The sequence below is a fragment of the Anaeromyxobacter oryzae genome, assembly GCF_023169945.1.
Lineage (GTDB): Bacteria > Myxococcota > Myxococcia > Myxococcales > Anaeromyxobacteraceae > Anaeromyxobacter > Anaeromyxobacter oryzae.
In genome coordinates this window covers 4,716,217-4,739,591 of the sequence record NZ_AP025591.1, presented here as the reverse complement: position 1 = coordinate 4,739,591, position 23,375 = coordinate 4,716,217, and the positions used below count along the sequence as shown (strand labels likewise).

The following is a 23,375-nucleotide window of genomic DNA, read 5'->3' as shown; positions in this document are numbered from 1 at the left end:
GTCACGACCTTCTCCCGCGCATGCGCGCCTCGTACCGATCGAGGTTCGCGACGATTCGCTTGAGGCCCCGCCGCACGGCCGCCTCCTCGGCGGGGCTCATCCCTTCGATCACCGCGGCGCGGACCTCGTCCGCGACGGCCGCGACGTCGCTCGCCAGCTTCTCGCCGGCCCGCGTCAGGAGGACGCGCGATCGCCTGCGGTCGTCCGGGTCCGGCTCGGTCTGGACGAGCCCGCGCTCGAGGAGCGCGGTGAGCGTCCGGCTGACGGTCGGGGCGTCCGCCCGCACGCGGTCCGCGAGCTCCGCCTGCGACATCCCGTGCGACTCCCGGAGCGCCACGAGAGTCCAGAACTGCTGCGCGGAGAGCCCGAACTTCGCCACCTCGGCGAGCACCACCTGCTTGATGCGCCTGCGTGCCGCCGCGATCAGGAGCCCGAGATATTCTTGCATAGGCAACCGTTGCCGATGCAATTACTCGCGTCGCGGGCGCGGGTCAAGCCTCACGTCACGAGCCTGCCCCGGGCGGGCGGCGGTACGGCCGGCTGCCGCGGTCGAGCGAGGCAACAGGAACGGGGCACCGGATCGCGAACCACCCGACGGCCTCTCCGCTGCGAAGGCCGCCTCGCATCGTCGACGCAGAAGCGTGCCACGAGCCGGCCTGCCCTGCACGACTGCCTGCTCCGACGGCAGCGGTCGCCGCGAAGGCGTGCAGGCGCGCCGAGGCGCTGGACGGATGGCGCGCCGATCGCGGGCCAGACGCTCACCGCGTCGCCGGCACCCACGATGCAAGGACTCCGCCCCGGGGCGCCGGCGGGTCCGGGACCGGTCTCCACCGCAGCCCGCACGCACCGGATCCCGGAGCACGCATGACGAAGATCGAGGCGATCGTCAGGCCCTCGAAGCTCTACGAGGTCAAGCGGGCCCTCGACCACGAGTGGATCGCGGGGCTCACCGTCTCCGAGGTGAAGGGCCACGGACGGCAGAAGGGCCACACGGAGGTCTTCCGCGGCTCCGAGTACCAGATCGACCTGAACCCGAAGCTGAAGATCGAGATCGTCGTGCCGGATCCCCTCGTCCCCCGGGTCCTCCACGACCTCGAGCGGTCGCTCAGGACCGGAAAGATCGGCGACGGCAAGCTGTTCGTCACGCACATCGACGAGGCGGTTCGCGTCCGCACCGGCGAGCGTGGCGAGAGCGCGCTCTGACGAGCGCGCCTCCGGCCACCCGCTCGCCGTGCCGGTGGAGCGACCCGTCGGGAGGTCGCCCATCCCCTTCGCGCGTGCGCGATGCGCAGCCTTCCATCCGTGATCCGATCATTCGCCTCCGGCATCGCCGTGGGCGCTGCGCTCGGGACGCTCGCGCGGCGCTGGTGGGACCGCCGGACGCGCTCGGGCGCGCTGGGCTCGCTCCGCATGGGCCTCACGGAGGGGCTCGACCAGGTCGGCCTCGCGCTCATGCAGGCCACCGGCGTGTCGCTCGTGGACGCGAACCGTCTCGCGTGGCGGGACAACGGAGAGGTCTTCGATGCGATGGAGGAGGCGATCGGGGCGGCGCGCCACAGCATCCACTTCGACGTCTACATCTGGAAGCCCGGAAAGGCCGGGACCCGGCTGGCCGAGCTCGTGTGCCGCCGGGCGCGCGAAGGGCTCGCGGTCCGCGTCCTGGTGGACCCGATGGGCAGCACCGGCTTCGACGAGGAGCTGTCCCGGCCCCTCCGCGACGCCGGCTGCGAGGTGCGCTACTTCCGCGACCCGAAGAAGCGACCGTTCACCCTCACCGGCCGGAATCACCGCAAGCTCGTCGTCGTCGACGGTCGCGTGGGCTTCACGGGCGGGTTCGGCATCGCGCCCGAGTGGAGCGGCGACGGCCTCTCGCCGGACGGATGGCGGGACGCGAACGCCGAGGTGGAGGGGCCGGTCGTGCGGCAGATGCAGGCCGCGTTCGCCGCGCACTGGCTCGAGACGGGCGGCGCGCTCCTGCCCCGCGCCGAGTTCGAGCGGGCTCGGCCCGCGGGCGGCGCCCGCGCCGCCTACGTCACGAGCATGGACGTGGTGGGGCTGTCGCACGCACGGTGGGTGACGCACATCGCGCTCATGGCGGCCCGGCGGCGCGCCTGGATCGCCAACGCCTACTTCGTCCCGCCGCCGGAGCTGCTCGGCGCGCTCCTCCTGCTCCCGCGGCACGGCGTGGACGTACGGCTGTTGCTGCCGGGCCCTCACCAGGATCACCGCACCATCACGTTCCTCCAGCGCCGGCTGTATCCCCGGCTCGAGCGCGGCGGCATGAGCGTGTACGAGTACCAGCCGTCGATGATGCACGCGAAGACCATGCTCGTGGACGACCGGCTGGTCGTGGTGGGCTCCATCAACCTCGACTACCTCTCGATGGAGTGGCTGGAGGAGGGCTGCCTCGTCGTGGACGATCGGACGTTCGCGGCCGAGCTCGAGCGACGCTGGCACGCGGACCTGGCGCACTCGCGGCAGGTCGCGGGAGGGCGCGCGCGCAGCGAGCCGCGCGCGGTCGGCGCGACGACGCGCCCCTCGCCCCGCGAGCGCGAGGCGCCTCGGCCGCCGGGCTGGGTCGCCGATCGCGGGTGACGGCGCCCGTTCACCGCCTCACATCGGCGGCACCACCCCGTCCTTCCCCACGAAGATCCGGTTCACCAGCACGGTTCCGTCCGGCTGGCGCGCGCCCGCGGCGAACACGTGCTGCCCCGGGGCGAGCGCGGAGCGATCGGCGGGCTCGATCCGCACGACGGGCGTCCCGGGCGGAACGAGGACCTTCTTCTCGCCACCGGCGTACGACAGCGTGAGCGTCTTCCCGCCGGCGGCCCCGGCGACGTCGGACACCGTGGCGTTCGTCATCGTGCTCGGCGGCGCCGTCTTCGATCCCTCGACGCTGGCGACGGTCGCGTTCGTCATGGTGCTCCCCGGCTTCAGGTCCCAGGGCCGGTGCCCCTCGCCCGTGCCTCGCATCGCCTGGGGGAACACGTGCACCTCGACCGCCCGGAGCGAGCCGTCGCTCCCCTCGACCGCGGTGGTGCCGACGAACTCGTCCTTCGCGATCGCGCCGAGATCGGCCCGCGTCGCGAAGCTGACGCGCGTCTCGTCGCCGAGCTTCAGCTTCTGCGCCCGGCCGTCGGCGCCCTTCACCGTCACGGTGTCGTTCGCGACCGCTCCGATCACGCCGCGGACGTGCTCCTCCGGCTGCCCCGCCGCGGACGCCGACGTGGCGAGCGCCGCGAGGCCGATCGCAGCCGCCGCCACCGAACCGAACCGAGCCATGGACATGAACCTCCGCGAGGCCGCCCCGGCGTGCTCCCGGACGGCGTCGCCGTGCGCTGGGTCGACGACGCGACCCTTCCCCGCGAGCGCTCCTAGACGCCCGCGAACCACTCGTAGCCGCGGTCCTCCCAGTACCCGCCCGTCCGGACGGGGAGGAAGCTCACCTCGGCGAGATACTTCACCATCTTGTAGCCGAGCTTCACGGCGGAGTAGAGCCGCAGTGGAGCGCCGTACTCGCGCGCGAGCGGCTGGCCGTTCATCCCGTACGCGAGGATGGTCTGCGGATGAAGCGCGCTCTCGAGATCCCAGGACGAGTAGTAGCCGGGCTCGAACGAGCGGAACTCCACGTAGCGGACGCGCGGATCCGGCCCGACGAGCCGGGCGATCTCCGAGAGCCGCACGCCGTCCCACGCGGCGACCGCCGACCACCCCTCGACGCAGTGATGGCGGACGCGCGTGCGGGTCCGCGGCAGCCGCGCGAGCGCGTCGGCGGAGAGCGTGACCGGCCGCGCGACGAGCCCGCCGACCCGCAGCGCCCAGCCCTCCGGCGGGGCCGGGTAGTCGTCCCCGATCCTGTACATGGGGAAGTCGCCCGGGAGGCTCTCCTCGCGCTCGCTCAGCTCCGGAGCGAGCCGGCCGGGATCGAACAGCGCGCGCTGGAAGCGCTCGTTCACCCGCTCCATCACGCCGAGGAACCCCGTCCGCGGCCGGTTGCTGTCGCACGCGAGGCCACCGACCGCGAGCAGGCCCGCCGTCCGGAGCCCGGCCCCGAGGAACCGACGGCGCGTCGCGCCGCTCACGCCTCGACCTCCCGCCTCGCGCCGCCGGTGGTCATGTCGACGAGCGTCCGCGGGTGGAGCGCCACCTGGACGACGTGGATCACGAGGAAGACCGCGAGCGCGGCCAGCACGAGCAGGTGAATCGCGCGGGCGGCGTCGTAGCCGCCCAGGATCGCGGTGAGCCGCGGCAGCTGCACGGGCTTGTACATCGCGAGCCCCGACGCGACGAGCAGCGGCGCGATCGCGAGCACCCCGGTGTACGTGAGCCGCTGCATCCCGTTGTAGAGGCCGACCGGCGCCGGCGGGACCTTCCGGAGCCGCAGGTCGTGGAGCACGGTCTCCCAGGCGTTGCGGGCGTCGCGCCGCGGCAGGAACAGCCGCTCCCTCCACGTGCCGCTCCAGAAGAAGTAGACGAGGTACACGAGCGCGTTCGCCGTGAAGAACCACGCGAACGCGAAGTGCCAGTGGCGGGCGCCGGCGAGCCACCCGCCGATCGTCAGCGCGGCGGGAGGGCGAGCGCCCTGCAGCGGGTACCACCCGTACGGCTGGCCGCGCGGGCCGAGGAGCGGGAACGCGACGAGGATCTGCAGCCCGCTCCCCGCCATCAGGGCGAAGAGGATCGCGTGGGCCCAGTGGGTCACGCGGATGAGCGGTGGTTGTGCGCTGCGCGCCATGTGCCGCTCGGCTCGCTACTGCGACGGCCGCGCTCCAGCCGGCGATCGAGGCGGAAGCGTCACGGTGAAGGTCGTTCCGTGCTCCGCGTCGGATTGCGCAGACGTTTCGCCCCCATGCGCGCGCACGATCTCACGGACGATGAACAGGCCGAGGCCCATGCTCCCGTCGTCGCTCGTCGCGAGCCGCTCTCCGGACCGGAACGGCTCGAACATGTGCGCGACGAGCTCGGGCGGGATCGGGGGCCCCTCGTTGTGAACGGACAGCACCAGCGCGCCGTTCACGTGGTCGCCCTCTCGAGCCCAGCGGACGCTCACGGTCGAGTCGGGCGGGCTGTACTTCAGCGCGTTCCCGAGGAGGTTCTGCACGACCTGCTCGAGGCGGCCCTCGTCCCAGGTCCCGAGCGGATTCCCTTCCGCTTCGTACAGGATGAGGCGCTGGGGGTGGAGCGTCCGGAACTCCTGGAGGACGCGCTCGCAGACCCCGTGAAAGTCCGCTCCTTCCCGCGGGACGATCGGGACGCCCTCCCGCTGCGCGTAGGTGTAGTCGATGATGCTGTGGATGATGTGGCGCATCCGCTTCGCCGTGCTCACCACCTGGGTGGCACGTCGCCGGATCTTCTCGTTCTCCGCCTGGAGCCGGTTCATCTCGCCTGCGGTCACGATGACGGAGAGACAGTTCCGCAGGTCGTGGCCGAGGATGGCGAGGAGATCGCGCTGGTACCGCTCCGTCTTCTCGGCCATGGAACGGGCGGCCTGCTCCGCCGCCAGGCGGCGGGCGGTCTCCTCCGCCTCGCGGCGCGCGGTGAGGTCGCGCGTGACCTTCCCGAAGCCGCGGAGAACGCCGCCCGGGTCGCGGAGCGCCGTGATGATGACGTTCGCCCAGAAGCGCGAGCCGTCCTTGCGGAGGCGCCACCCCTCGTCCTCGAACCGGCCCAGCCGCTCGGCTTCCGCGAGCTCCCAGTCCGGCTTGCCGGCCGCGTTGTCCTCGGCCGGGTAGAAGACGGAGAAGTGGCTGCCGACGATCTCGCTCTCCGTGTAGCCCTTGATCCGCTCGGCGCCGAGGTTCCAGGTCACGATGTACCCCTTGGGATCGAGCATGAAGATCGCGTAGTCGCGAACGCTCGCCACGAGGAGGCGGAATTGATCGGGGTCGGCGTGGGCAGCGGGTATGAGCGGGTGCGCCAGGGGCACGCGAGTGCACGTACGCCGCCCCCGCGGTCCCTCGCACGAGAAAATCGAGTGGGGTGGCGAGCGGGCACGCGCTCGGGCGAGCGCTGTCCGACCCGTCCGGGCCGGCGAAACCAGGGCGGCGGCGTCCAGCGGAGCTCGAGGGCTGACGGTCGGCCCGTTACACGCGCCGGCAGCCGAGGTCGCTCCGGTACCGAAGCTCCTCACGGAGGCTCGCCGGCGTCCTCCCCGAGGGCGACCCAGTCGATGAGGTCGCCGCGCCGGGTATAGAAGCGAATCAGCAGGGTCCGCGCGTCGGCCTCCACCAGCTGCGCGCCGAACTCGCCGTCGAACCGCGCGCGGCTCCCGACGACCGGGACGCGGTGGAATGGATACGGCTCCTGGCCGCCGAGGCCGTTCACGAAGTAGACGATCCCGTCCCGCTGGATCCGCTCGTAGTCGTGGTCGTGCCCCGCGAACACGGCGTGCGCACCGCAGGCCTGGAACGGCCACTGGACCACCGGGAACGGGCCGTGGTGACCCGAGGACCAGGGCGGGTGGTGGAGGAACACGAGCTTCCACCGCGCTCCGGACGCGCGGAGCGTGTCGCAGAGCCATCGCTCCTGCGTCGAGCCCGCCTCCACGCCGTCGGGCTCCCGCGGATCGCTGTCGGCGGCGACGACGTGGACGACGCCCTTCACGACGTCGTAGTAGCGTCCGTTCCCGGGCAGCGTGAAGTACTCGAGGTACGGGAGCGCCCCCGGCGTCCCCCAGTCGTGGTTGCCGAGCACCGGGAAGAACGCGTTCGTCGCCGCGCCGGTCCCGTACCGACCGTGATACGGCGCGATGAAGCTCGACCAGTCCTTTCCGACGTTGTCGTCGATCGTGTCGGCGGCACCCGCGGGGTAGTTGTTGTCGCCGGTGGTGACGACGAACTCGGGCCGCCACGCCTCGACGAGCTTGGCGACATCGCCCTCCGGCACGCTCCCGTTCCCGTAGTCGCCGATCACGGCGAAGCGGACCGGGTCCTGGAGCCGGCCCGCGATGGCGTCCGGATCCCCGAGATCGCGAGCGCAGCCGGCGAGGACGAGGAGCGCACCGAGCGCGGCGAGGCGGCGGCACCGCACGCGCCGAGCATACGGGGTCCGTCGCGCGCGTGGCGGCCGCCGGCGCGCGACGTCCCGGGGTGCCCCCTTCGCGACGCCCCGCGACCGCACGGGTGCACGCGCGCAAGAGCGAGGAGAATGGATGCGCGTGAGGCGCGCCCCGTCGTCAGCGGAGGACAGGAGCGGCCCGGTCCGCGCCCTGCTGCCGGTCGCGGTCGCGCTCGGCCTCGCGCTCGTGCCCGCGGGCGCGACCGCCACTCCCTCGTCGCTCTTCTGGGCGCCGTCCTCGCAGGTGCAGCCGTTCGCGGTCCCGCACCTCACGTACGACACCTACTTCTTCCCTGGGAGCAGCAAGGCCGCCTCGTACCCCGTCACCCTCGGCGTCACGAGCGGCGTGCTCCCGTTCGAGCGGCTCCAGCTCGAGCTCGGCTTCGACGTGCTCCTGCCCACGCGCTCGCCGCTCTTCCTGAACGCGAAGCTCGGCGCGCCGGAGGGCGCGATGTTCGCCGGCTCGCCGTCGGTCGCGATCGGCGTCTACGACGCCGGCGTGACGGGTGACTCGGCGCTCGACGTCTTCTACGGGGTGGTCGGGAAGCGCACGTTCATCGGCGCGATCGACGTCGGCGGGTACGTCGGCTCCGACCGCCTCCTGCGAACGTCCTCCGGCGCCACCGAGCGCGCGGGGCTGCTCGCGGGCGTCGCGCTGCCCCCCATCGCCGTGAAGCGCCCGTGGCTCCAGCGCGTCGAAGTGCGATGGGACGTCGTGACCGGGAGGAACGTGATCGGCGCGACCGGCGGCGGGCTGGCCTTCGTCTTCCTGCCCTCGCTCTCGATCCTGACCGGGCCGATCTTCTTCTTCGATCCGCCGCAGCAACCGGCCGGCACCGGGTGGCTCTGGAGCGTACAGGTCGACGTCGAAGTCGGCGCCCGGCAGGAGCCCGCGCGGTGACTCCGGGCCGCGGGCGCCCGCCGCCCGGCTAGAACGTCCCGGGGTACGCGCCGCCGTCGACGAGCAGGTTCTGGCCCGTGATGAACCCGGCCTGAGCGCTGCACAGGTACGCGCAGGCGTCGCCGAACTCGGCGATCGTCCCCAGCCGGCCCGCCGGGTTCGCCGCGGCGCGCGCGCTCCGCATCTCCTCGTAGGACTTCCCGGCAGCGCGCGCGCCGTGCTCGAGGAGCGACCGCAGCCGGTCGGTCTCGAACGGACCCGGCAGCAGGTTGTTCACGGTGACCCCGTGGCGGACCGTCTTCCGCGCGAGGCCCGCGACGAAGCCCGTGAGCCCCGTGCGCGCGCCGTTCGAGAGCCCCAGCTCGGCGATGGGCGCCTTCACCGCGCCCGAGGTGACGTTCACGATCCTTCCGAAGCCGCGGGCGATCATGCCGTCGACGACCGCCCGGATCATGAGGATCGGCGCGATCATGTTGGCGTCGAGCGCCTTCACCCACGCGTCCCGATCCCACTCCCGGAAGTCGCCCGGCGGCGGCCCGCCCGCGTTGTTCACCAGGATGTCCGGCGCGGGACACGCGGCGAGGGCCGCGCGGCGGCCTTCCTCCGTCGCGATGTCCCCTGGGACGGCGATCACGGTCACGCCGTACGTCGCGCGAAGCTCCTCCGCCGTACGATCCAGCGCCTCCTTGCCGCGCGCCGTGACGACGAGGTTCACGCCTTCCCGCGCGAGCGACGTCGCGCAGCCCTTGCCGAGCCCCTTGGACGCGGCGCACACGAGCGCCGTCCTGCCGCGGATGCCGAGGTCCATGGCGGTGTGTAGTTCGCGTCAAGCCACGGCGCGCTTCTTCCGGATGATCGGCGGCTTCGCCTTCGGCGCGGCGTCCTCGGGCGCCGTCCGCGTCACGAGCTTCGGCAGGTTCTTCCCCTTCTCGAACGCTGCGCCGCCCCCGTATCTCGCGACGATCTCCTTCTTCGTCCGGAGGCCGGTCAGCTCGATCACGAAGTTCGGGACGCGGCGGGCGCGGCGGTCGGCGACCCACCTCGACAGGTCCTTGCGAGAGCGGGACGCGGCGGCCGCGCGGGCGGGCCTCGCTCCGGGGGCCAGCTTCGGAAGCCGAGCCTCGAGGCGCGCGGCGACGGCGTTGGCGATCAGGGCGGCGATCGCCGCCGAAGCCTGCTGGATCACCGGCCGGAGTGTTTCCTCGAGGAGCCTGTCGACGGAGGAGGAGGAGCGAGCCATGGAACCCTTTCGATGTGTCCATCCAGCATGGCCGCGGAGCGTGGGTCCGGTCCACTGCTATCGTGTGTACGTGCAGCGGCGCACCGGGTTCCTCGGCGGGCTCCGCCCGGAGATCGTGCGGCTCGGGCTCGTCTCGTTCTTCGCCGACGTCTCGTCGGAGATGCTCTATCCGATCATGCCGATCTTCCTCGCGACGGTGCTGCACGCGCCGGTCGCGGCGATCGGGCTCATCGAGGGGATCGCCGAGGCGGTCGCCTCGCTCCTCAAGTCGGTGTTCGGGAGGATCTCCGACCGCACGGGGAGGCGCAGGCCGTTCGTGCTCGCGGGGTACACGATCGCCGCGCTCTCGAAGCCGCTCATCGCCCTGGCACGGTCCTGGCCGCTCGTGCTCGTCGCGCGCGCCTCCGACCGCTTCGGGAAGGGGATGCGCACCTCCCCGCGCGACGCGCTCCTCGCCGACTTCACGCCGCCCGCCGAGCGCGCCCGCGCCTTCGGGTGGCACCGCGCGATGGATACGGCGGGCGCGGTCGTCGGGCCGCTCCTCGCGCTCGCGCTGATCTCCGCGACGCGCGACGACCTGCGGCTCGTGATCGTGCTCTCGGCGATCCCCGGGCTCGTCGGCGCGGCGCTCGTCCTCACCGTCCGCGATTCGAGGGTCGCGGCCGGCGCGGCGAGCGGCCCGCGCGCGCCGCCCGCGATCCCGCTGCGGCGGATGCCGAGGCCTTTCCTGGCGTACCTCGCGGCCTGGGCGCCGTTCGCGGTCGCGAACTCGAGCGACGTCTTCCTCATCCTGCGCGCGAGGCAGCTCGGCTACGGCACGACGGCGACCGTGCTCCTCTACACGACGTACAACGCCGTCTACTCGCTCTCGAGCCCCGTCTTCGGCCAGCTCGCCGATCGCTGGGGACGCCGGCAAGTGCTCGTCGGCGGCCTCGGCGTCTTCGCGCTCGTGTACCTCGGGTTCGCGCTCGTGCGCGCGCCCGCGACGCTGTGGGCGCTCTTCGGGGTATACGGGCTGTACATCGCCGCGACCGACGGCGTGGGCAAGGCGTACGCCGTCGAGCTCGTACCCGAGTCGGTGCGGGCGACTGCGGTCGGGATGCTCGGCACGGTGACGGGGCTCGCGACGCTCGTCGCGTCGACGACGGCGGGCTTGCTCTGGGAGGCGGTGGGGCCGTGGGCCGCGTTCGCGTTCGGGGCGGCCGGCGCGCTGGTCTCGGCCGCCGGGCTGCTCCTGGTGCCCTCGCTCCGCCGGGGGAGCGCCGCGACGAGCCTATAATCGAGCCAACGTGGGCGACCGGCTTCGGTTCTGGGTGAGGGTGTTCTTCGTCGAGGCGCTCCGGGCGCTCGCTCGCAACAAGCTGCGATCCGCGCTCACGACCCTCGGGATCACGATCGGGGTCGCAGCCGTCATCTGGGCCGTGGCGATCGGCGAGGGAGGCGCGGCACGCGCACAGCGGGTCCTGGACGATCTCGGTGACAGCTTCGTGTGGATCGAGGCCGGGGGGCGGACCGTGACCGGCGTCCGCACCGGCTCGCACTCGACCACGACGCTGACCCCGGAGGACGCAGAGGCGATCCGCCGCGAGGTCCCGCTCGTGAAGAGCGTCTCGGAGAACGTCGACGGGAACGTGCAGCTCGTCCGCGCCGAGCGTAACTGGCGCACCCGATACCGGGGCGTCGCGCCCGAGTACGCCGACATCAAGCGGTGGCGGATCGCCTCGGGGGCGTTCTTCGTGGATGATCACGTGCTACACGCGGCGAGCGTCGCCGTCATCGGGGACACCGTCCGCCGTCAGCTCTTCGGCTTCGAGGAGCCCGTGGGCCAGGTCGTCCGGGTGAACGGCTTCCCGTTCCAGGTGATCGGCGTCCTCGCGCCCAAGGGGCAGTCGGCGTCGGGTCAGGACCAGGACGACACGGTGCTGATGCCGTGGACCTCCGCCCTGAGGAAGCTCCGGGGCCGCTCGTTCACCTGGCTGGACGACATCGTCTGCTCCGCGGTCTCGATGAAGGCGGTCGATCCCGCGATCCAGCGGATCACGGCGCTCCTCCGCCAGCGCCACCACATCCAGCCGGGAGAGGAGGACGACTTCAACGTCCGGAGGCCCGACGAGGCCATCAAGGCCCAGATCAAGGCCAGCGAGACGCTCGAGACGCTGCTCGTGACGCTGGCGTCGATCTCCCTGCTCATCGGCGGGATCGGGATCATGAACGTGATGCTCGCCTCGGTCCTCCAGCGCACGAAGGAGATCGGTGTCCGGATCGCCGTGGGCGCGACACCACGGGCCGTCCAGATGCAGTTCCTGGGAGAGGCGGTGATGCTGGCGCTGGTGGGCGGCGTCCTCGGCCTCGCGATGGCCGCGGCGGGGTCCTGGATGTTCACCGACCTGGTCGGCTGGCGGGTCACGATCCCGCCCAGCGCCGCCATCCTCGCCATCGCGTGCTCGGCCGCGGCCGGCATCGCCTCGGGCCTCTACCCGGCCCGGAAGGCATCGCGCCTCGATCCGATCGATGCGCTGCGCTCCGACTGAGGGGCCTCTCTACCCGGCCGCGGGAACCCGACCCTCACGCTCCGTTCACTGCCCGCCGGCGGCTCGCTCCCTCGAGAGCCGGCGCCCCGTCTCCGCGCCTCCCCATGGGGACTGTCCCGCGAACCGGGTGCACGGTGTCGACGTGGCTGGGCCGCCGCCTTCGGTGCGGCCGCGAGAGGCGACGGAGGACCGAGATGAGAGCTGCGATCGAGTGGACGGTGGTGGTGGCGGCGGCGGCGCTGGTGGGCGGATGCGGCGGCTCGAGCGCCAGCACCGGCGGATCGGGTGGCTGCACGCCGACCCAGCCCGCGAGCGTGGCGATCGATGCGTCCGGGTTCACGCCCAAGATCCTCTGCGTCCCCGCGGGCGGCACGGTCACGTTCACGAACGGCGACAGCGCCTCGCACGACATCGAGTCGGGCATGACCTGTCAGGGGCTCAACCTCGGCACCATCGCCGCGGGCCAGAGCAAGACGGTGGCGTTCCCGGGCGCCGCGACGTGCCCCTTCTTCGACGCCGCGCACTCGAGCGATGCGGCGTTCCAGGGCACCGTCACCGTGACCCCCACCCCAAGCACGGGCGGCGGGGGTGGGAGCGGGGGCGGGGGCGGCGGCGGCTACTGAGGAGGCGGCGATGCGCTTCGGGATCCGGCTCGCAGCGACGGCGACCGCGCTCGCGGGCCTGCTCGCGTGCGGTGGCGACGCGTCGAACGTGGCGCCGATCGCGTGGCAGAAGGTGAGCGGCCCGGGCCCCGGGGGCGCCCTGCTCGGTCTCGGTGCGCCGGGGAGCTTCGACGAGCGCGGAAACTTCACCGTCACCGCGGTCGAGGACGGCGGCGTCACCCGCCTCTACTACGGTGGCAGCGACTCCACCGGCGATCCGAGCTGTCCCGGGATCCGGGACTCGCACTGGCGCATCGGGCTCGCGCAGTCCAGCGACGGCGTGAGCTTCACGCGCGTTCCCGGAGCCGAGACCGGCGGGGCCATCCTCGACGTCGGCGCGCCGGGGGCCTTCGACTCCTGGCTCGCGTATCGGCCCTTCGTCCTGAAGGACGGGGCGACGTATCGTATGTGGTACAACGGCAGCACGAAGCCGTTCCACTGCCCGACGGGCACCCTCGCCGACGACCGGCGCGTCGGGTACGCCGAGTCCACCGACGGCGTCCACTGGACGAAGCACTACGACGGCGCCGGCCCTGGCGGCAGCGTCCTGCCGCTCGGCGCGCCCGGCGAGTTCGACGCGCAGCAGGTCGGCTACGTCTGGGTGATCCGGGACGGCGACCAGTACAAGATGTACTACTCGGCGAACGACGCGCTGAACTCCTGGCGCGTCGGCCTCGCCGTCTCGAGCGACGCGCGGACGTGGACGAAGGTTCGAGGCAACGGCGCGAACGGCGCCGTGCTCGACCTGGGCGGCCCCGGCAGCCTCGACGCGGCGTGCGCGTACCAGCCTTCCGTCGTGAAGGAGCGCCAGGGCCTCTACCGCATGTGGTACCGCGGGTGCGAGGCGCCCTCGCCGTTCGGAGGCCCGAGCGGCGGCACGATCGGCTACGCCGAGTCGAGCGACGGGATCACCTGGGTGAAGGTCCCGCAGCCCGGCGCCGGCGGCGCGGCCCTCGGCGCGGGAGCGGCCGGCCAGTTCGATTCCGGCGGCCTCACCACGCCCTCGGTGTCCCAGGGCACCACGTGGACCATGTACTACGCGGGATTCGACACGTCGGGCCAGTTCCTCGCAGGCCTGGCGCGGGGCACGGAAGGGTCCGGCAGGTGAGCGAGGACGTCTCGGATCCGGCACCGGAGGTCTCATGCAGACACGCATCCTGCTCGCGCTGATCACGCTGTCCGCGACGTCGGCCCCGGCCGGCAGCCGCTACGAGCCGCTCCCCACGGGCGACGGGATCCGGATCCACGTCGCGAAGCGCGGGATGCTCTCCGCCTTCGGGCACGATCACGACTTCGAGGTGACCCGGTGGCACGGGGCCGCGGAGCTCCCGGACGGCGACCCGGCACGCGCCGTCGTCGAGGTGGTGCTCGCGGCCGACTCGCTGCGGGATCGCGAGAAGGGGCTGTCCGGCAGCGATCGAAAGAAGGTCGAGGGCCAGACGGCCGGACCGGACGTCCTCGACGCCGCCCGCGACCCCGAGATCACGTACCGCTCCGACCACGTGACCCTCGACGCCGGTTCCCGCCCCGAGGCCGGACCGGTGCGCGGCACCATCCAGGGACGACTGACCCTCCACGGCCAGACGAAGCCCTTGGACGCGACCTTCGAGGCGAAGCGCGCGGCGGAGGCGTGGCAGGTGACCGGGAAGGCGAAGTTCCGCCAGTCCGAGTTCGGGATCAAGCCCTACACCGCGCCCGGCGGGGCCCTCGGCGTGCAGGACGAGGTCGAGGTGACGTTCTCCCTGACGCTGCGGCCGGGCCCGGCCGTCCACGCCGCCGCCCCGGCGGACGCGCGCGAGGGCGCGGCCGTCACCCGGTGAGCGCGCCGGCGCTCATCGGCCGGACACCGGCGAGGGCGTGGCGACCGAAGCGCTGTCGCTGCCGGCGCCGACCTGCCCCCGTCCGTTCGCGCCCCAGCAGTCGATCCCACCGTCGTCGAGGAGCGCGCACGTGTGATCGTAGCCCGCGGCGAGCGCGCGGGCCGTGCTCGGCAGCGGCACCAACACGGCCCCCCTCGCGGTCGCGGGGCCGCTGAGCTGGCTCGCGTCGTCGCCGCCGAAGCAGGCGACCGCGCCCGACGGACCGTCCACGGCGCACGTGTGCGTGTTTCCCGCCGCCACGGCCGACGGCGCGACGACGCCGGACAGCGCCACCGCCGCCGGACGCTGCACCGTGAGGACCGAGTTGTCACCGCCTGCGGCCTGGCCCGCGGAGTTCGAGCCCCAGCAGGTCAGCTCCGCCGCGGGCGCGGCGATCACGGCGCACGTGTGCGCCCCGCCCGCCGCGACGTCCGAAGCGCCGCTCTGGAGCCCCTGCGCCTGCACCGGCCGCGACTGGTTCGCCGTGTTGCCGTTCCCGAGCTGCCACGACCCCGCCGCGCCCCAGCACCAGATCCCGCCCGCGACGACCGCGCAGGTGTGGCGGTCGCCGTTCGCGACCGCCGTCGCCTGGCCGCCCAGGGAGCCGAGCGCGACCGGGACCGGCGCGGTGCGCTGCTGGGTCGTGCCGTCGCCGAGCTGCCCCGACTCGTTGCTGCCCCAGCAGGAGATCGACCCGCCCGCGACCACGCAGCTGTGGCCGTAGAAGGTCGGCGTGGCACCCGCGTTCTCGCCGCCGCCCGCCGAGACCGCCGTCACGCCCGAGACGCCGGACACCTGCACCGGGCTGGACCGCTGCGACGTGGTGCCGTCCCCCAGCGCGCCGGTCGTGTTGTCGCCCCAGCAATACACGGCGCCGGCGGCGACGGCGCACGTGTGCACGTACCCGGCCGCGATCGCGGACGCCGGGGCCGGCAACGCCACGTCGACGGGAACGGCGCTATCCTGGGTCGACCCGTCGCCGAGCTGACCGTGCTCGTTCGCGCCCCAGCACTTCACCTTCGCGCCGGTGGTGATGGCGCACGTGTGCGCGAAGCCGGCGGAGACGGCGACGGCGCGCTCGCACGCGTCCCCGACGCGGAGCCACCCGGGATTGCACTCGAAGGCGCAGGCGTGCGCCTCGGTGCAGATGGGGCCGGCGTTCGGGTCCGGCGGGACCGCGGAGGCGCAGCTCGAGCAGGACGCCCCGCAGTGCTGGCCGTCCTCCGCGAGACACACGTCGCCGCAAAGGACCTGGCCCGGGTCGCACGGCGAGGGGTGCAGCACGGTCGAGCCCGCGGCGTGATCGACGAGCGAGTCGTTGCAGCCCGCGGCGAGGAGGAGCGACGCCACGGCGAGCGCCCCGACCGGCGACACCATCCCGCTCCGCCCGGACCCACGCACGCGCGACCTCCTAGAAGCCCCACAGGACGAGGAACGACAGCGACGCCGCGGGACGGACCGCCGTCCGGAAGTCGAGGCGCAGGAGGTCGGCGCCGAGGGCCGCATCCAGGCCGACGCGGAGCCGTCCGACCGGCGCCGTCGCCATGAGCGCGGCGCCGCCCCAGAAGACGTTCGACCCGAAGCTGCGGCGATCGGCGAGCCGCTGGGTCGCGTAGCCGTAGCCGAGCTCGGGGCCGGCCTCGACGAGGATGCGCGACGTGTTGAGCGGGTACAGCGCGGCGACCGCGCCCCCCACGTACCCGAGGTCGTACCGGACGCCCGCGTCGTTCACCGCCTTGCCGAGGTAGTCGAGCCGGACGCGGAGACCGATCGGGCCGACCTCCTTCCGGACGCCGAGCCGCACCACCGGCGCGGCGCCGAAGCCGGGCAGGCCGAGCGCCATCGCGCCGAACCCCGCGAACAGGAGCCCCGGCTTCGGCCCGCCCTTCGCGCGGGCCAGCTCGTACCGGCTCGGCGCGAGCGGCGGCATCGTCTCGACGGCGCCGTGCCCGAGCTCGAGCTCCGCGGTGGCGCGCCCCTCCCGCGAACGGCGCTCGACGTGGTAGGGCCCCGCCGGCAGCGCGAGCGTGATCGGCTTCTCTCCCGCCGTCACCTCCGCGAGGAGGCTCATCGGGCCGCGGAGCACGTACGTCGTCCCGGGATCGCGCGGGACCGTCAGGCGGGCGTCCGCGCGACGGAGATCCGCCAGCACCACGTCGCCCCGTCCGGACATCCGGAACTCGTAAGTGGCGTGCTGCGCGCCCTCGGCCGTGGCGAGCGTACCGGCGAGCGTCTGGGCCGCGGTGTAGCGGAAGGCCTCGCCGAGCGTGACGAGGCCGTCACCGTCGGCGTCCCCGGCGCCCCGGAGCGCCACCTCGAGGTGGTGGGTGAAGAAGCTGCCGCCGATCGCGGCGGACTCCTGCGCGCTCTCCCCCTCGGCCGTCGAGGCGATGAACGCGGTCCCGCGCACCGTGTCCGAGGTCGGCAGCGCGAACTCGAGCGTGGGGACGGCCGCCGCGCCCTTCACCTGCGTCAGCAACCCCGCCTCGCAGGCGTCCACGATCGCGACCTTCGCGTCCGCGGACGTCCCCGTCACGAGGGATCGCAGCTCGCCGAACGAGACCCGCTCGTCGCCGAGCTCGATCCCGCCCGACGCCGCGTGCCCCGAGAAGTAGAAGACGAACAGCGGGTGCTCCCCGCCGGCGCGCGCGACCTCCATCGCGGCCTCGGCCCTGGCGATCGCCTCGCGCACCCGCTTCGCGCCGACGCCCTCGAGGAGCTGGACGTCGCCGGGCTGGAACTCCCCCAGCTCGACGAGGACGCGGCGGAACCGCTCCGCGTCCTTCTCGGCGAACCAGAGCCTCGGCCGGCCGGTGGCGCCGGCGTTGCTGCCCACCACCACCGCGTAGCGCGCGGCCGCGAGCGCCCGGCCCGGCGCCCCTAGGGCGAGGATGGAGAGGGCGACGGCGATGGCGGCAGGCCGGGTCACGGTCGCTTCTCGACCAGGAGCGTGGCCTGGGTGGCGTCGCGCGGCAGCCCGGCGAGCGCGCTCGTGGATCGGACCGCGGCGTCCCCGCCGGCGGCGGCGGCGCGCGCGGCGCGCTCGACCTCCGGGTACGCGAGCGGCGCCTTCGAGCAGACCGCGAAGATGCGCTCCGGGCCGGGCCGCCCGTCCAGCACGGCGCCGCCGGGGAGCGTGGCCGCGGTCGCGACGTCCGCGGCCGCGTCGCCGCTCGCGGGGAAGAGCCTCGAGACCTGGCCGGCGCCATCCACGGACAGGACGACGAGGCGGCACGCCCGCGCCGGCCGTACCCGGAAGCGGACGGCCGCGTTCGCCTGCACCGGCTCACCGTCGCGCGCGGCCCGGGTTCCCGCTGCGTCCTTCACGAAGACCGTCAGGCCGAGGTCACCGCCCTTGACGCCGACGTACTCCGACCGCGACCGGACGGTGACGAGCAGGATCGCGGCGGCGGCCGCGGCGGAGAGCGACGCGGCGACGAGGCCCCAGCGCGGCAGGCGCGTCCCGCGGCTCCCCGCCACCACCGCGTCCACCGTCCGCGGGAACACGTCGCGCCGGAAGTCCTCCCCGAGCTGGCGCATCGCCCCGACCTCGTCCCGGCACCGGGAGCACGCGGCGAGGTGCGGCTCGAGGTTCGACCGCGACGGCGCGACGAGGTACGTCTCCAGCTCCAGCTCGGTCGGGCAGCGCGTCACGGCTCGCTCCGTCGCAGCAAGGCGCGGGCTCGCTCGAGGAACCGCGTCAGCTTCCGCTGCACGGTGCGCCGCGAGATCCCCAGCGCTCCCGCGAGCTCGTCGTGGTTCATGCCGTCGATGAGCGCGCCGACCGCGATCGCCTGTGTCTTGACGTCGAAGCGGGAGAGGACGTCGCGCGCGAGCTGCCGGTCCGGGAAGGACGGCTCGGCGTCCGGCAACACGTCGAGCGCGTCGCCAGCCACGTGCACGCCGCGGCGCCGCGCCTGGCGAACCACGTTCAGGCAGTGGTTCGTGGCGACGCGGTAGATCCAGGCGACCGCGGCCTCCCGGTTCTCCAGGCGCTCCACGTCGCGCACGAGCTTCACGAAGACCTCCTGGGTCGCGTCGCGCGCCGCGTCGCGATCCTTGAGGAGTCGAACGCACCTCCGGTAGACGACGGGACCGAGGTCCCGGTACAGGGAGGCGATTCGCTCGCGTTCGACGGACGGTGCTTCACCCATTTCCGGGAGACCGCCTCGTGGCTCGGCTCTCCGTGACGTGTAAGGAAACGATTCGACCGCCGCGGCTCCCGATCCGGGGCGCGAGGGCCAGGCAGCGGCGAGACGGCCGGTCACCTTGGAGGCGAGCATGTGGACCTCGCAGGACTCGATCGTTCGATGCGTGACACGCCGAGTCGTGAAGCGAGGAGCACCCCCTCACCGGCTCGGGCCCGTCCCGGTCCGCCGCCTTCTGCTGCCCTCCGGGGGCTGACGGCCTCCAGGAACACGCTCGGCAGGAGGGGAGGTCGCCGCCGCGGAGCACGGGCGCCGCGACGGCTAGAACGTCTCGTTCGCGTTCACGTAGAACGAGGGGCCCTGCCCCGGCGCCCACGCGGCGTCGAGCGCAATGTTCGCGCCCGACGCGCGATCGAGCAGGACGCGCCATCCGCCGGCGATCGCCGGGTGGACGCGGCGGAAGAGCGGACCCGGCACGCCGGTGCCGCGCTCGCTCGGCGCGGCGAGGCTCGCCGCCACCGCCCCGCCCAGCCACTGCCAGAGGTGGATCCGGTACTCCGCCTCGAGGTAGGCGAGGTCCTTCGCGGCGAACCGGCCCTCGACGTAACCGCGGGCGGACCGGTGCTCGGGGTCGGCCCCGACCGCGGGGAGGAGGAGGTAGGGCGTGTTGCCGAAGCTCGACCAGGCGAAGGCCCACAGCCCGAGGACGTCCTCGCCGTGTCGCAGCGGGAAGTAGGTCCGCGCGTCGGCGTAGACGGAGCGCCAGTCGTCGTCGGTCCCGAGGACGCTCGGCTCGAACCGGTAGCGCACGAGCGCGTACTGCCCGCGCCGCGGGGCCACCGGGTTGTCGCGCCCGTCCCAGAGCAGGTGGAGGCTGAGGCCCGACGAGACGGAGCGGCTCCCCGTCCCGAACGGATAGGCGGCGAACCCCGTCGCCTCGCCCGCGGCGGCGCGCCGATCCACGATGCCTTCGAAGAGATCGAGGTCGTAGCCCAGCCCGGCGAAGAGCCGGCTCGCGGTGCGCCGGTAGGCGGTCTCGTGGATCTGGACCTGCCGGCGGTCGACGATCGTCCGGTCCGCGGACGTCGTGAGGCCGCCGAGGCCGTAGGCCGGGTTGGGGAAGCGGCCCGCCCCCCAGTCACCCACGAGGAGCCAGCCCTCGGACGGGAGGCGGATGCCGGTGCGCAGCACGCCCCCGGCCTGGTGGCGCGCGGTCGCGAACGCGCTCGCCTCGAACCGCGAGAACGGCTCGCCCGGCGGGCCGAGCCGAAAACCGCCCAGCGCCGCCGCGCCGCCGCCCGCGCCCACGAGCGGGTTCGCCATGACGAACGGGAGCAGCGCGAGGTGGAACCGGCTCTGCGTGGGGGCGGCCGCGGCGGCCGAGAGGCCGAGGTGGCGGCCGAGGTACTCCGGGAAGTCCTCGTCCGCCCGGTCCGGCGGCTCGGCCGCGGCGGCCGGCGTGACGAGGCCGGTGCCCGGACCCGCCGGCGAGGTGGCGAGCGCGACGGCCGGCGCGAGCAGCGTGGAGGCGAGCGAGAGAAGGAGGACCGACGGGCGGAGGTGCATGGCGGGCGCGGGAAGCCGTCCCGGCGCGCTCCCTAGTACCACGCTCGCCCGTGCCAGGGTATGCGAGCCGGTCGGCCTCCGGAGCGCCGGCGAGCGCCGCTCAAGCCTCTCGCGCGGCGCGGAGCATCGCGTCGAGCGACCGCTCCACGTCCGCGTCGGTCGTCGCCCACGACGACACGCTGATCCGCATCGCGGCGTGGCCCTGCCACGTGGTGCCGCCGCACCAGCACGTGCCGTCCCGCTGGATGGCGGCGACGACGCGACGCGTGCGGTCGGCGTCGCCGAACGAGACGACCACCTGGTTCAGGACGACGTCGTTGAGGACGCGGTGCCCGGCCGCCGCGAGCCCCTCGGCGAAACGCCGCGCCTGGCGGCAGTTCCGCTCGACGAGCTCGGCGAGCCCGCTGCGGCCGAGCGCGCGCAGCGCCGCCCACGCCTCGATGCCCCGGGCGCGGCGGGACAGCTCTGGTGTGTACTCGGCGGGATCCCGCAGGCTCCCCTCCGGCAGGTAGGCCGCGCTCATGCCCATCGCCGCGCGCAGGGCGCGCTCGTCGCGCACGAGGGCGATCCCGCTGTCGTAAGGGACGTTCAGCCACTTGTGCAGGTCGGTCGCCCAGGAGTCCGCGCCCTCCAGGCCGCGCGCGAGCGCCGCGCGGCCGGGCGCGGCCCGCGCCCAGAGCCCGAAGGCGCCGTCCACGTGCACCCACGCCCCGCCGGCCCGGGCGCGGGGAACGAGCGCCTCGGCGGGATCGAACGACCCGCTGTTCACGTTCCCCGCCTGCAGGCAGACGATCGTGCGTGGGCCGACGGGCGGGAATGCGTCGGCGCGTATCCGGCCCTGGCCATCGGTTGGAGCGACGGTCACGCGGTCCTTGCCGAGCCCGAGCAGCGCGAGCGCCTTGAGGACGCTCACGTGCACCTCGGCGCCGACCACGACCTCGAGCTCGGGCGCGCCGAAGAGCCCCCGCGCCTCGACGTGCCAGCCCTCCCGCGCGAGGAGCGCGTGGCGCGCCGCCCCGAGCGCCGTGAAGTTCGCGAGCGTCGCGCCCGTGACGAGGCCGCCCGCGGTCCCCGCGGGCAGCGCGAGCGCCTCCACGATCCAGCGGAGCGCGACGGCCTCGATCCGCGCGGTCCCGGGCGTCACGTCCGACCGGGCGGAGTTCTGGTCCCAGGCGGTGGCGAGGACGTTCGCGGCGACCGTGGCCGGGAGCGCGCCGCCGATGACGAACCCAAAGAAGCGCGGGCCCGCCGTGGCCATCGTCGCGGGGCCGACGATCTCGTCGAGGTCCGCGAGGATCGCCTGCGCGTCGGCCGGTCCGTCCGGCAGGGGCCCGTCGAGCGCGCCGAGCCCCTCCACCGCCGCGGCGGACGGCGCGACGGACCGGTCTCCGATGGTCTCGAGGTAGCGCGATGCGCGGAGCGCCGCATCGCGGAGCAGCGCGGCAGTGCCGGGCGTGGACATCCGGACGTCTTATCAGGGCATGGCAGGCGCGGCACGCCCGCGGGTCTCCCCGAGCACCGGCTTCACGTCGACGACGGGCGTGCCGTCGATGGCCTCCATCGGCCCGATCCGCAACCGGCTCCCGAGCCTTCTTCGCACCGTCACGACATGCAGGCCGAGCGGGTTCGGCCGGTCCGGAGAGCGGGTCGCGAAGACGCCCGCGAGCGGGAGCCGCGAGTCGCCGCGCGGGTGGACCCGGAGGACGTCGCGCCGTCCCTGGTGAAGCCAGGTGATGACGAGGAGCTCGTCGCCGGCAGCGATTCCGCGGAGGCCCTCCCGTGCCCACGGCTGCACGTCGAGCCAGGCATCGGGGGCTCCTTCCGATCCCTGCCGCGGCGCCTCGCTCCGCTCCTTCAGCGCCGAGCGGATGATCCCGATCGGTCGCAGCGAGAAGCGCGTCGCCCGCTCCCCGGATCGTTCCTCGCGCGCCTTCACTCCCGCGAACTACGGTGGACGGCCGAGCGCGGCCACGCCCTGCGGGGGATGCGGTCCAGCGAGCCTGGTGAACTTCAGGCCATGAGCCGATGGTCCCGCGGGAGCGCCCGAGCGAGAGGGCGAAGAAGACGGCGCTGATCGCCCGGGAGCGCGGTCCTCTTGGGTCGGAGGGCCCTCACGCGATCCAAGCCAAGCTCCCGGAGGGCATGCTCGCACCGGGAGCGCGCCGTGGCCGCGGAGGTCCAGCCGAGAGCGCGTACGGTGTCGGTCGAGGGCGTCTTCGACCTCGCGGTGGCCGCGATCATCCGCACGAAGCTCGTTCACGCAGGGTGCGATAGCGTCGTGATCGACTTCCACGGCGCACGGGACGTGTCCGACGTCGCTCTCGCTCACCTCGCGCTCACCATCACGAAGCTGCAGAGCCCTCATGTCGTCCTGCGCGGGCTCGGCCAGCACCAGGAGCGGATGCTCCGCTACCTCCACCTGGACGATCGGGCTCCCGACGCAGCGGCGTCGTTCACGTGACGCGTCATTGCCTGCGCAGCGGAACTTCCATCGGAGCGCCTCGACGGCGACGCTCCGCCCGTGTCCGCCGGGACGACGCCGCGACGCTGTTGCCGCGCGCCGTCACCGGGCGAGGCGGGCACGTCCCGCCAGCCCGGGCGCCCCGCGCTGCTCAGGCCGTTCGGCCGACCCCCTGCTCGGCCGCGTCACTTGCGACGGAGGCAACCCACGATCCCCCCCGCGCCGCCGGCGGGGAGCGCGACCATCGTCGCTGCACACGTACGCTTTCGTGGCAAAGGAGCGATCATGAACTCCGATCTCGCTGGCCCGACCTTGAGCGCGTTCGCTGCACGCTGGCGGTTCCTGGTGGTCCGAGGGGTGGCGGCGCTCCTGTTCGGATTCCTTGCCATCTTCGCGCCCAGAGCGAGCCTGCTGGCCCTGGTCATCCTGTGGGGCGCGTACGCGCTGGTGGACGGGGTGTTCAACGTGATCCTGGCGATCCGGGGAGCTCGGACCGGGATGAACCGCGGATGGCTCCTCTTCCAGGGCCTCGTGAGCGTCGCCGCCGGCGTCATCACGTTCCTCTGGCCTGGCATCACCGCGCTGGCGCTGCTGACCGTGATCGCCGTGTGGGCCGTGCTGACCGGCGTCGCCGAGATCGCCTTCGCGATCCGGCTCCGCCACGTGATTCGCGGCGAATGGCTGCTCGCCGCGAGCGGCGTCGTCTCCATCGTGTTCGGCGTGCTGCTCGCCGCGTTCCCCGGGGCGGGAGCGCTCGCCCTCGCGTGGATGATCGGGGTCTACGCCGTCGTGTTCGGGGCGCTGCTGGTCGGGTTCGGGTTCCGGATCCACCGCTGGGGCGAGGGAACCGCCGCGTCGGGCGGCACGCCGAGCCATGCCTGAGCGGCCGGACCAGCCCGTCCCGAAGCCAGAGACGGGCCGAGCGTCCATGGGGGAGCGCGCTGCCCGCGA

General features: G+C 73.7%; 25 protein-coding genes. 10 read left to right on the top strand and 15 right to left on the bottom strand.

All coding sequences use genetic code 11. The features are described from left to right. Window position 1 precedes the first annotated feature (1 nt). Complete coding sequence (locus tag AMOR_RS20785) at window positions 2-448, bottom strand: MarR family winged helix-turn-helix transcriptional regulator (protein ID WP_248362575.1); 447 nt, start codon at window positions 446-448, stop codon at window positions 2-4. Window positions 449-864: 416 nt separating this feature from the next. On the opposite strand from AMOR_RS20785, the gene AMOR_RS20780 reads away from it, so the two are divergent. Then, on the top strand, window positions 865-1,203 hold the full coding sequence (locus tag AMOR_RS20780; protein ID WP_248353693.1) for a P-II family nitrogen regulator: 339 nt from the start codon (window positions 865-867) through the stop codon (window positions 1,201-1,203). Window positions 1,204-1,302: 99 nt separating this feature from the next. Next, window positions 1,303-2,595 (top strand): phospholipase D-like domain-containing protein, encoded by a 1,293-nt coding sequence (locus AMOR_RS20775; protein ID WP_248353692.1) that lies wholly within the window; start codon window positions 1,303-1,305, stop codon window positions 2,593-2,595. A gap of 18 nt (window positions 2,596-2,613) precedes the next feature. On the opposite strand, the gene AMOR_RS20770 is transcribed toward AMOR_RS20775, so the two are convergent. The 5 genes from AMOR_RS20770 to AMOR_RS20750 form a co-directional block, all read right to left on the bottom strand. Next, window positions 2,614-3,282 (bottom strand): hypothetical protein, encoded by a 669-nt coding sequence (locus AMOR_RS20770; RefSeq protein ID WP_248353691.1) that lies wholly within the window; start codon window positions 3,280-3,282, stop codon window positions 2,614-2,616. A gap of 92 nt (window positions 3,283-3,374) precedes the next feature. Beyond that, window positions 3,375-4,082 (bottom strand): molybdopterin-dependent oxidoreductase, encoded by a 708-nt coding sequence (locus AMOR_RS20765; RefSeq protein ID WP_404800909.1) that lies wholly within the window; start codon window positions 4,080-4,082, stop codon window positions 3,375-3,377. Further along, window positions 4,079-4,735: a cytochrome b/b6 domain-containing protein gene (locus tag AMOR_RS20760; RefSeq protein ID WP_248353690.1), complete on the bottom strand. Its 657-nt coding sequence runs from the start codon at window positions 4,733-4,735 to the stop codon at window positions 4,079-4,081. The genes AMOR_RS20765 and AMOR_RS20760 overlap by 4 nt, the downstream gene beginning before the upstream one ends. A 15-nt stretch (window positions 4,736-4,750) precedes the next feature. Further along, entirely contained in the window at window positions 4,751-5,863 is a 1,113-nt protein-coding gene (locus AMOR_RS20755; RefSeq protein ID WP_248353688.1) for a PAS domain-containing sensor histidine kinase, read from the bottom strand. Between the two features lie 263 nt (window positions 5,864-6,126). Then, complete coding sequence (locus tag AMOR_RS20750; RefSeq protein ID WP_248353686.1) at window positions 6,127-7,029, bottom strand: metallophosphoesterase; 903 nt, start codon at window positions 7,027-7,029, stop codon at window positions 6,127-6,129. Window positions 7,030-7,150: 121 nt separating this feature from the next. Between AMOR_RS20750 and AMOR_RS20745 the strand changes: the two genes are divergently transcribed. Continuing rightward, window positions 7,151-7,957, top strand: coding sequence for a hypothetical protein (locus tag AMOR_RS20745; RefSeq protein WP_248353684.1), 807 nt, complete (start codon window positions 7,151-7,153; stop codon window positions 7,955-7,957). A gap of 28 nt (window positions 7,958-7,985) precedes the next feature. On the opposite strand, the gene AMOR_RS20740 is transcribed toward AMOR_RS20745, so the two are convergent. Next, complete coding sequence (locus AMOR_RS20740; protein WP_248353683.1) at window positions 7,986-8,765, bottom strand: SDR family oxidoreductase; 780 nt, start codon at window positions 8,763-8,765, stop codon at window positions 7,986-7,988. An 18-nt stretch (window positions 8,766-8,783) separates the two neighbouring features. Further along, window positions 8,784-9,197, bottom strand: coding sequence for a hypothetical protein (locus AMOR_RS20735; RefSeq protein ID WP_248353682.1), 414 nt, complete (start codon window positions 9,195-9,197; stop codon window positions 8,784-8,786). 70 nt (window positions 9,198-9,267) lie between these two features. Here AMOR_RS20735 and AMOR_RS20730 point away from each other — a divergent pair, with 70 nt between their 5' ends. The 5 genes from AMOR_RS20730 (at window position 9,268) to AMOR_RS20710 (ending at window position 14,210) form a co-directional block, all read left to right on the top strand. Further along, a complete protein-coding gene (locus AMOR_RS20730; RefSeq protein ID WP_248353681.1) occupies window positions 9,268-10,476 on the top strand; it encodes an MFS transporter in 1,209 nt (402 codons plus the stop codon). Window positions 10,477-10,486: 10 nt separating this feature from the next. Next, window positions 10,487-11,728 (top strand): ABC transporter permease, encoded by a 1,242-nt coding sequence (locus AMOR_RS20725; protein ID WP_248353680.1) that lies wholly within the window; start codon window positions 10,487-10,489, stop codon window positions 11,726-11,728. 194 nt (window positions 11,729-11,922) lie between these two features. Then, window positions 11,923-12,351: a cupredoxin domain-containing protein gene (locus AMOR_RS20720; RefSeq protein ID WP_248353679.1), complete on the top strand. Its 429-nt coding sequence runs from the start codon at window positions 11,923-11,925 to the stop codon at window positions 12,349-12,351. A 10-nt stretch (window positions 12,352-12,361) separates the two neighbouring features. Further along, a complete protein-coding gene (locus tag AMOR_RS20715; protein WP_248353678.1) occupies window positions 12,362-13,498 on the top strand; it encodes a glycoside hydrolase family protein in 1,137 nt (378 codons plus the stop codon). 34 nt (window positions 13,499-13,532) lie between these two features. Further along, window positions 13,533-14,210 carry a YceI family protein gene (locus AMOR_RS20710; RefSeq protein ID WP_248353677.1) on the top strand — a complete coding sequence of 226 codons (678 nt, stop codon included), beginning with the start codon at window positions 13,533-13,535 and terminating at the stop codon, window positions 14,208-14,210. A gap of 12 nt (window positions 14,211-14,222) precedes the next feature. Here the strand turns inward: AMOR_RS20710 and AMOR_RS20705 are convergent, their stop codons facing one another. The 7 genes from AMOR_RS20705 to tsaA form a co-directional block, all read right to left on the bottom strand. Next, the gene (locus tag AMOR_RS20705; RefSeq protein ID WP_248353675.1) at window positions 14,223-15,650 is read right to left on the bottom strand and encodes an RCC1 domain-containing protein; all 1,428 of its coding nucleotides are present in this window, start codon (window positions 15,648-15,650) and stop codon (window positions 14,223-14,225) included. A 10-nt stretch (window positions 15,651-15,660) separates the two neighbouring features. Further along, entirely contained in the window at window positions 15,661-17,178 is a 1,518-nt protein-coding gene (locus AMOR_RS20700) for a caspase family protein (RefSeq protein ID WP_248353673.1), read from the bottom strand. After that, window positions 17,175-17,903 (bottom strand): DUF4384 domain-containing protein, encoded by a 729-nt coding sequence (locus AMOR_RS20695; protein ID WP_248353671.1) that lies wholly within the window; start codon window positions 17,901-17,903, stop codon window positions 17,175-17,177. The genes AMOR_RS20700 and AMOR_RS20695 overlap by 4 nt, the downstream gene beginning before the upstream one ends. After that, window positions 17,900-18,403, bottom strand: a complete 504-nt coding sequence (locus AMOR_RS20690) for an RNA polymerase sigma factor (RefSeq protein ID WP_248353670.1) — start codon at window positions 18,401-18,403, stop codon at window positions 17,900-17,902. Before AMOR_RS20690 ends, AMOR_RS20695 begins: the two co-directional genes overlap by 4 nt. Before the next feature lie 315 nt (window positions 18,404-18,718). Beyond that, window positions 18,719-19,963, bottom strand: a complete 1,245-nt coding sequence (locus tag AMOR_RS20685; RefSeq protein ID WP_248353669.1) for a BamA/TamA family outer membrane protein — start codon at window positions 19,961-19,963, stop codon at window positions 18,719-18,721. Between the two features lie 100 nt (window positions 19,964-20,063). Then, window positions 20,064-21,425 carry a pyridoxal phosphate-dependent decarboxylase family protein gene (locus AMOR_RS20680; protein ID WP_248353668.1) on the bottom strand — a complete coding sequence of 454 codons (1,362 nt, stop codon included), beginning with the start codon at window positions 21,423-21,425 and terminating at the stop codon, window positions 20,064-20,066. Window positions 21,426-21,437: 12 nt separating this feature from the next. Beyond that, on the bottom strand, window positions 21,438-21,899 hold the full coding sequence (gene tsaA, locus AMOR_RS20675) for a tRNA (N6-threonylcarbamoyladenosine(37)-N6)-methyltransferase TrmO (RefSeq protein WP_248353667.1): 462 nt from the start codon (window positions 21,897-21,899) through the stop codon (window positions 21,438-21,440). Window positions 21,900-22,127: 228 nt separating this feature from the next. Here tsaA and AMOR_RS20670 point away from each other — a divergent pair, with 228 nt between their 5' ends. Both AMOR_RS20670 and AMOR_RS20665 read left to right on the top strand, forming a co-directional pair. After that, on the top strand, window positions 22,128-22,424 hold the full coding sequence (locus AMOR_RS20670) for a hypothetical protein (RefSeq protein WP_248353666.1): 297 nt from the start codon (window positions 22,128-22,130) through the stop codon (window positions 22,422-22,424). A gap of 285 nt (window positions 22,425-22,709) precedes the next feature. Further along, entirely contained in the window at window positions 22,710-23,306 is a 597-nt protein-coding gene (locus AMOR_RS20665) for an HdeD family acid-resistance protein (protein WP_248353665.1), read from the top strand. Window positions 23,307-23,375: the final 69 nt, after the last annotated feature.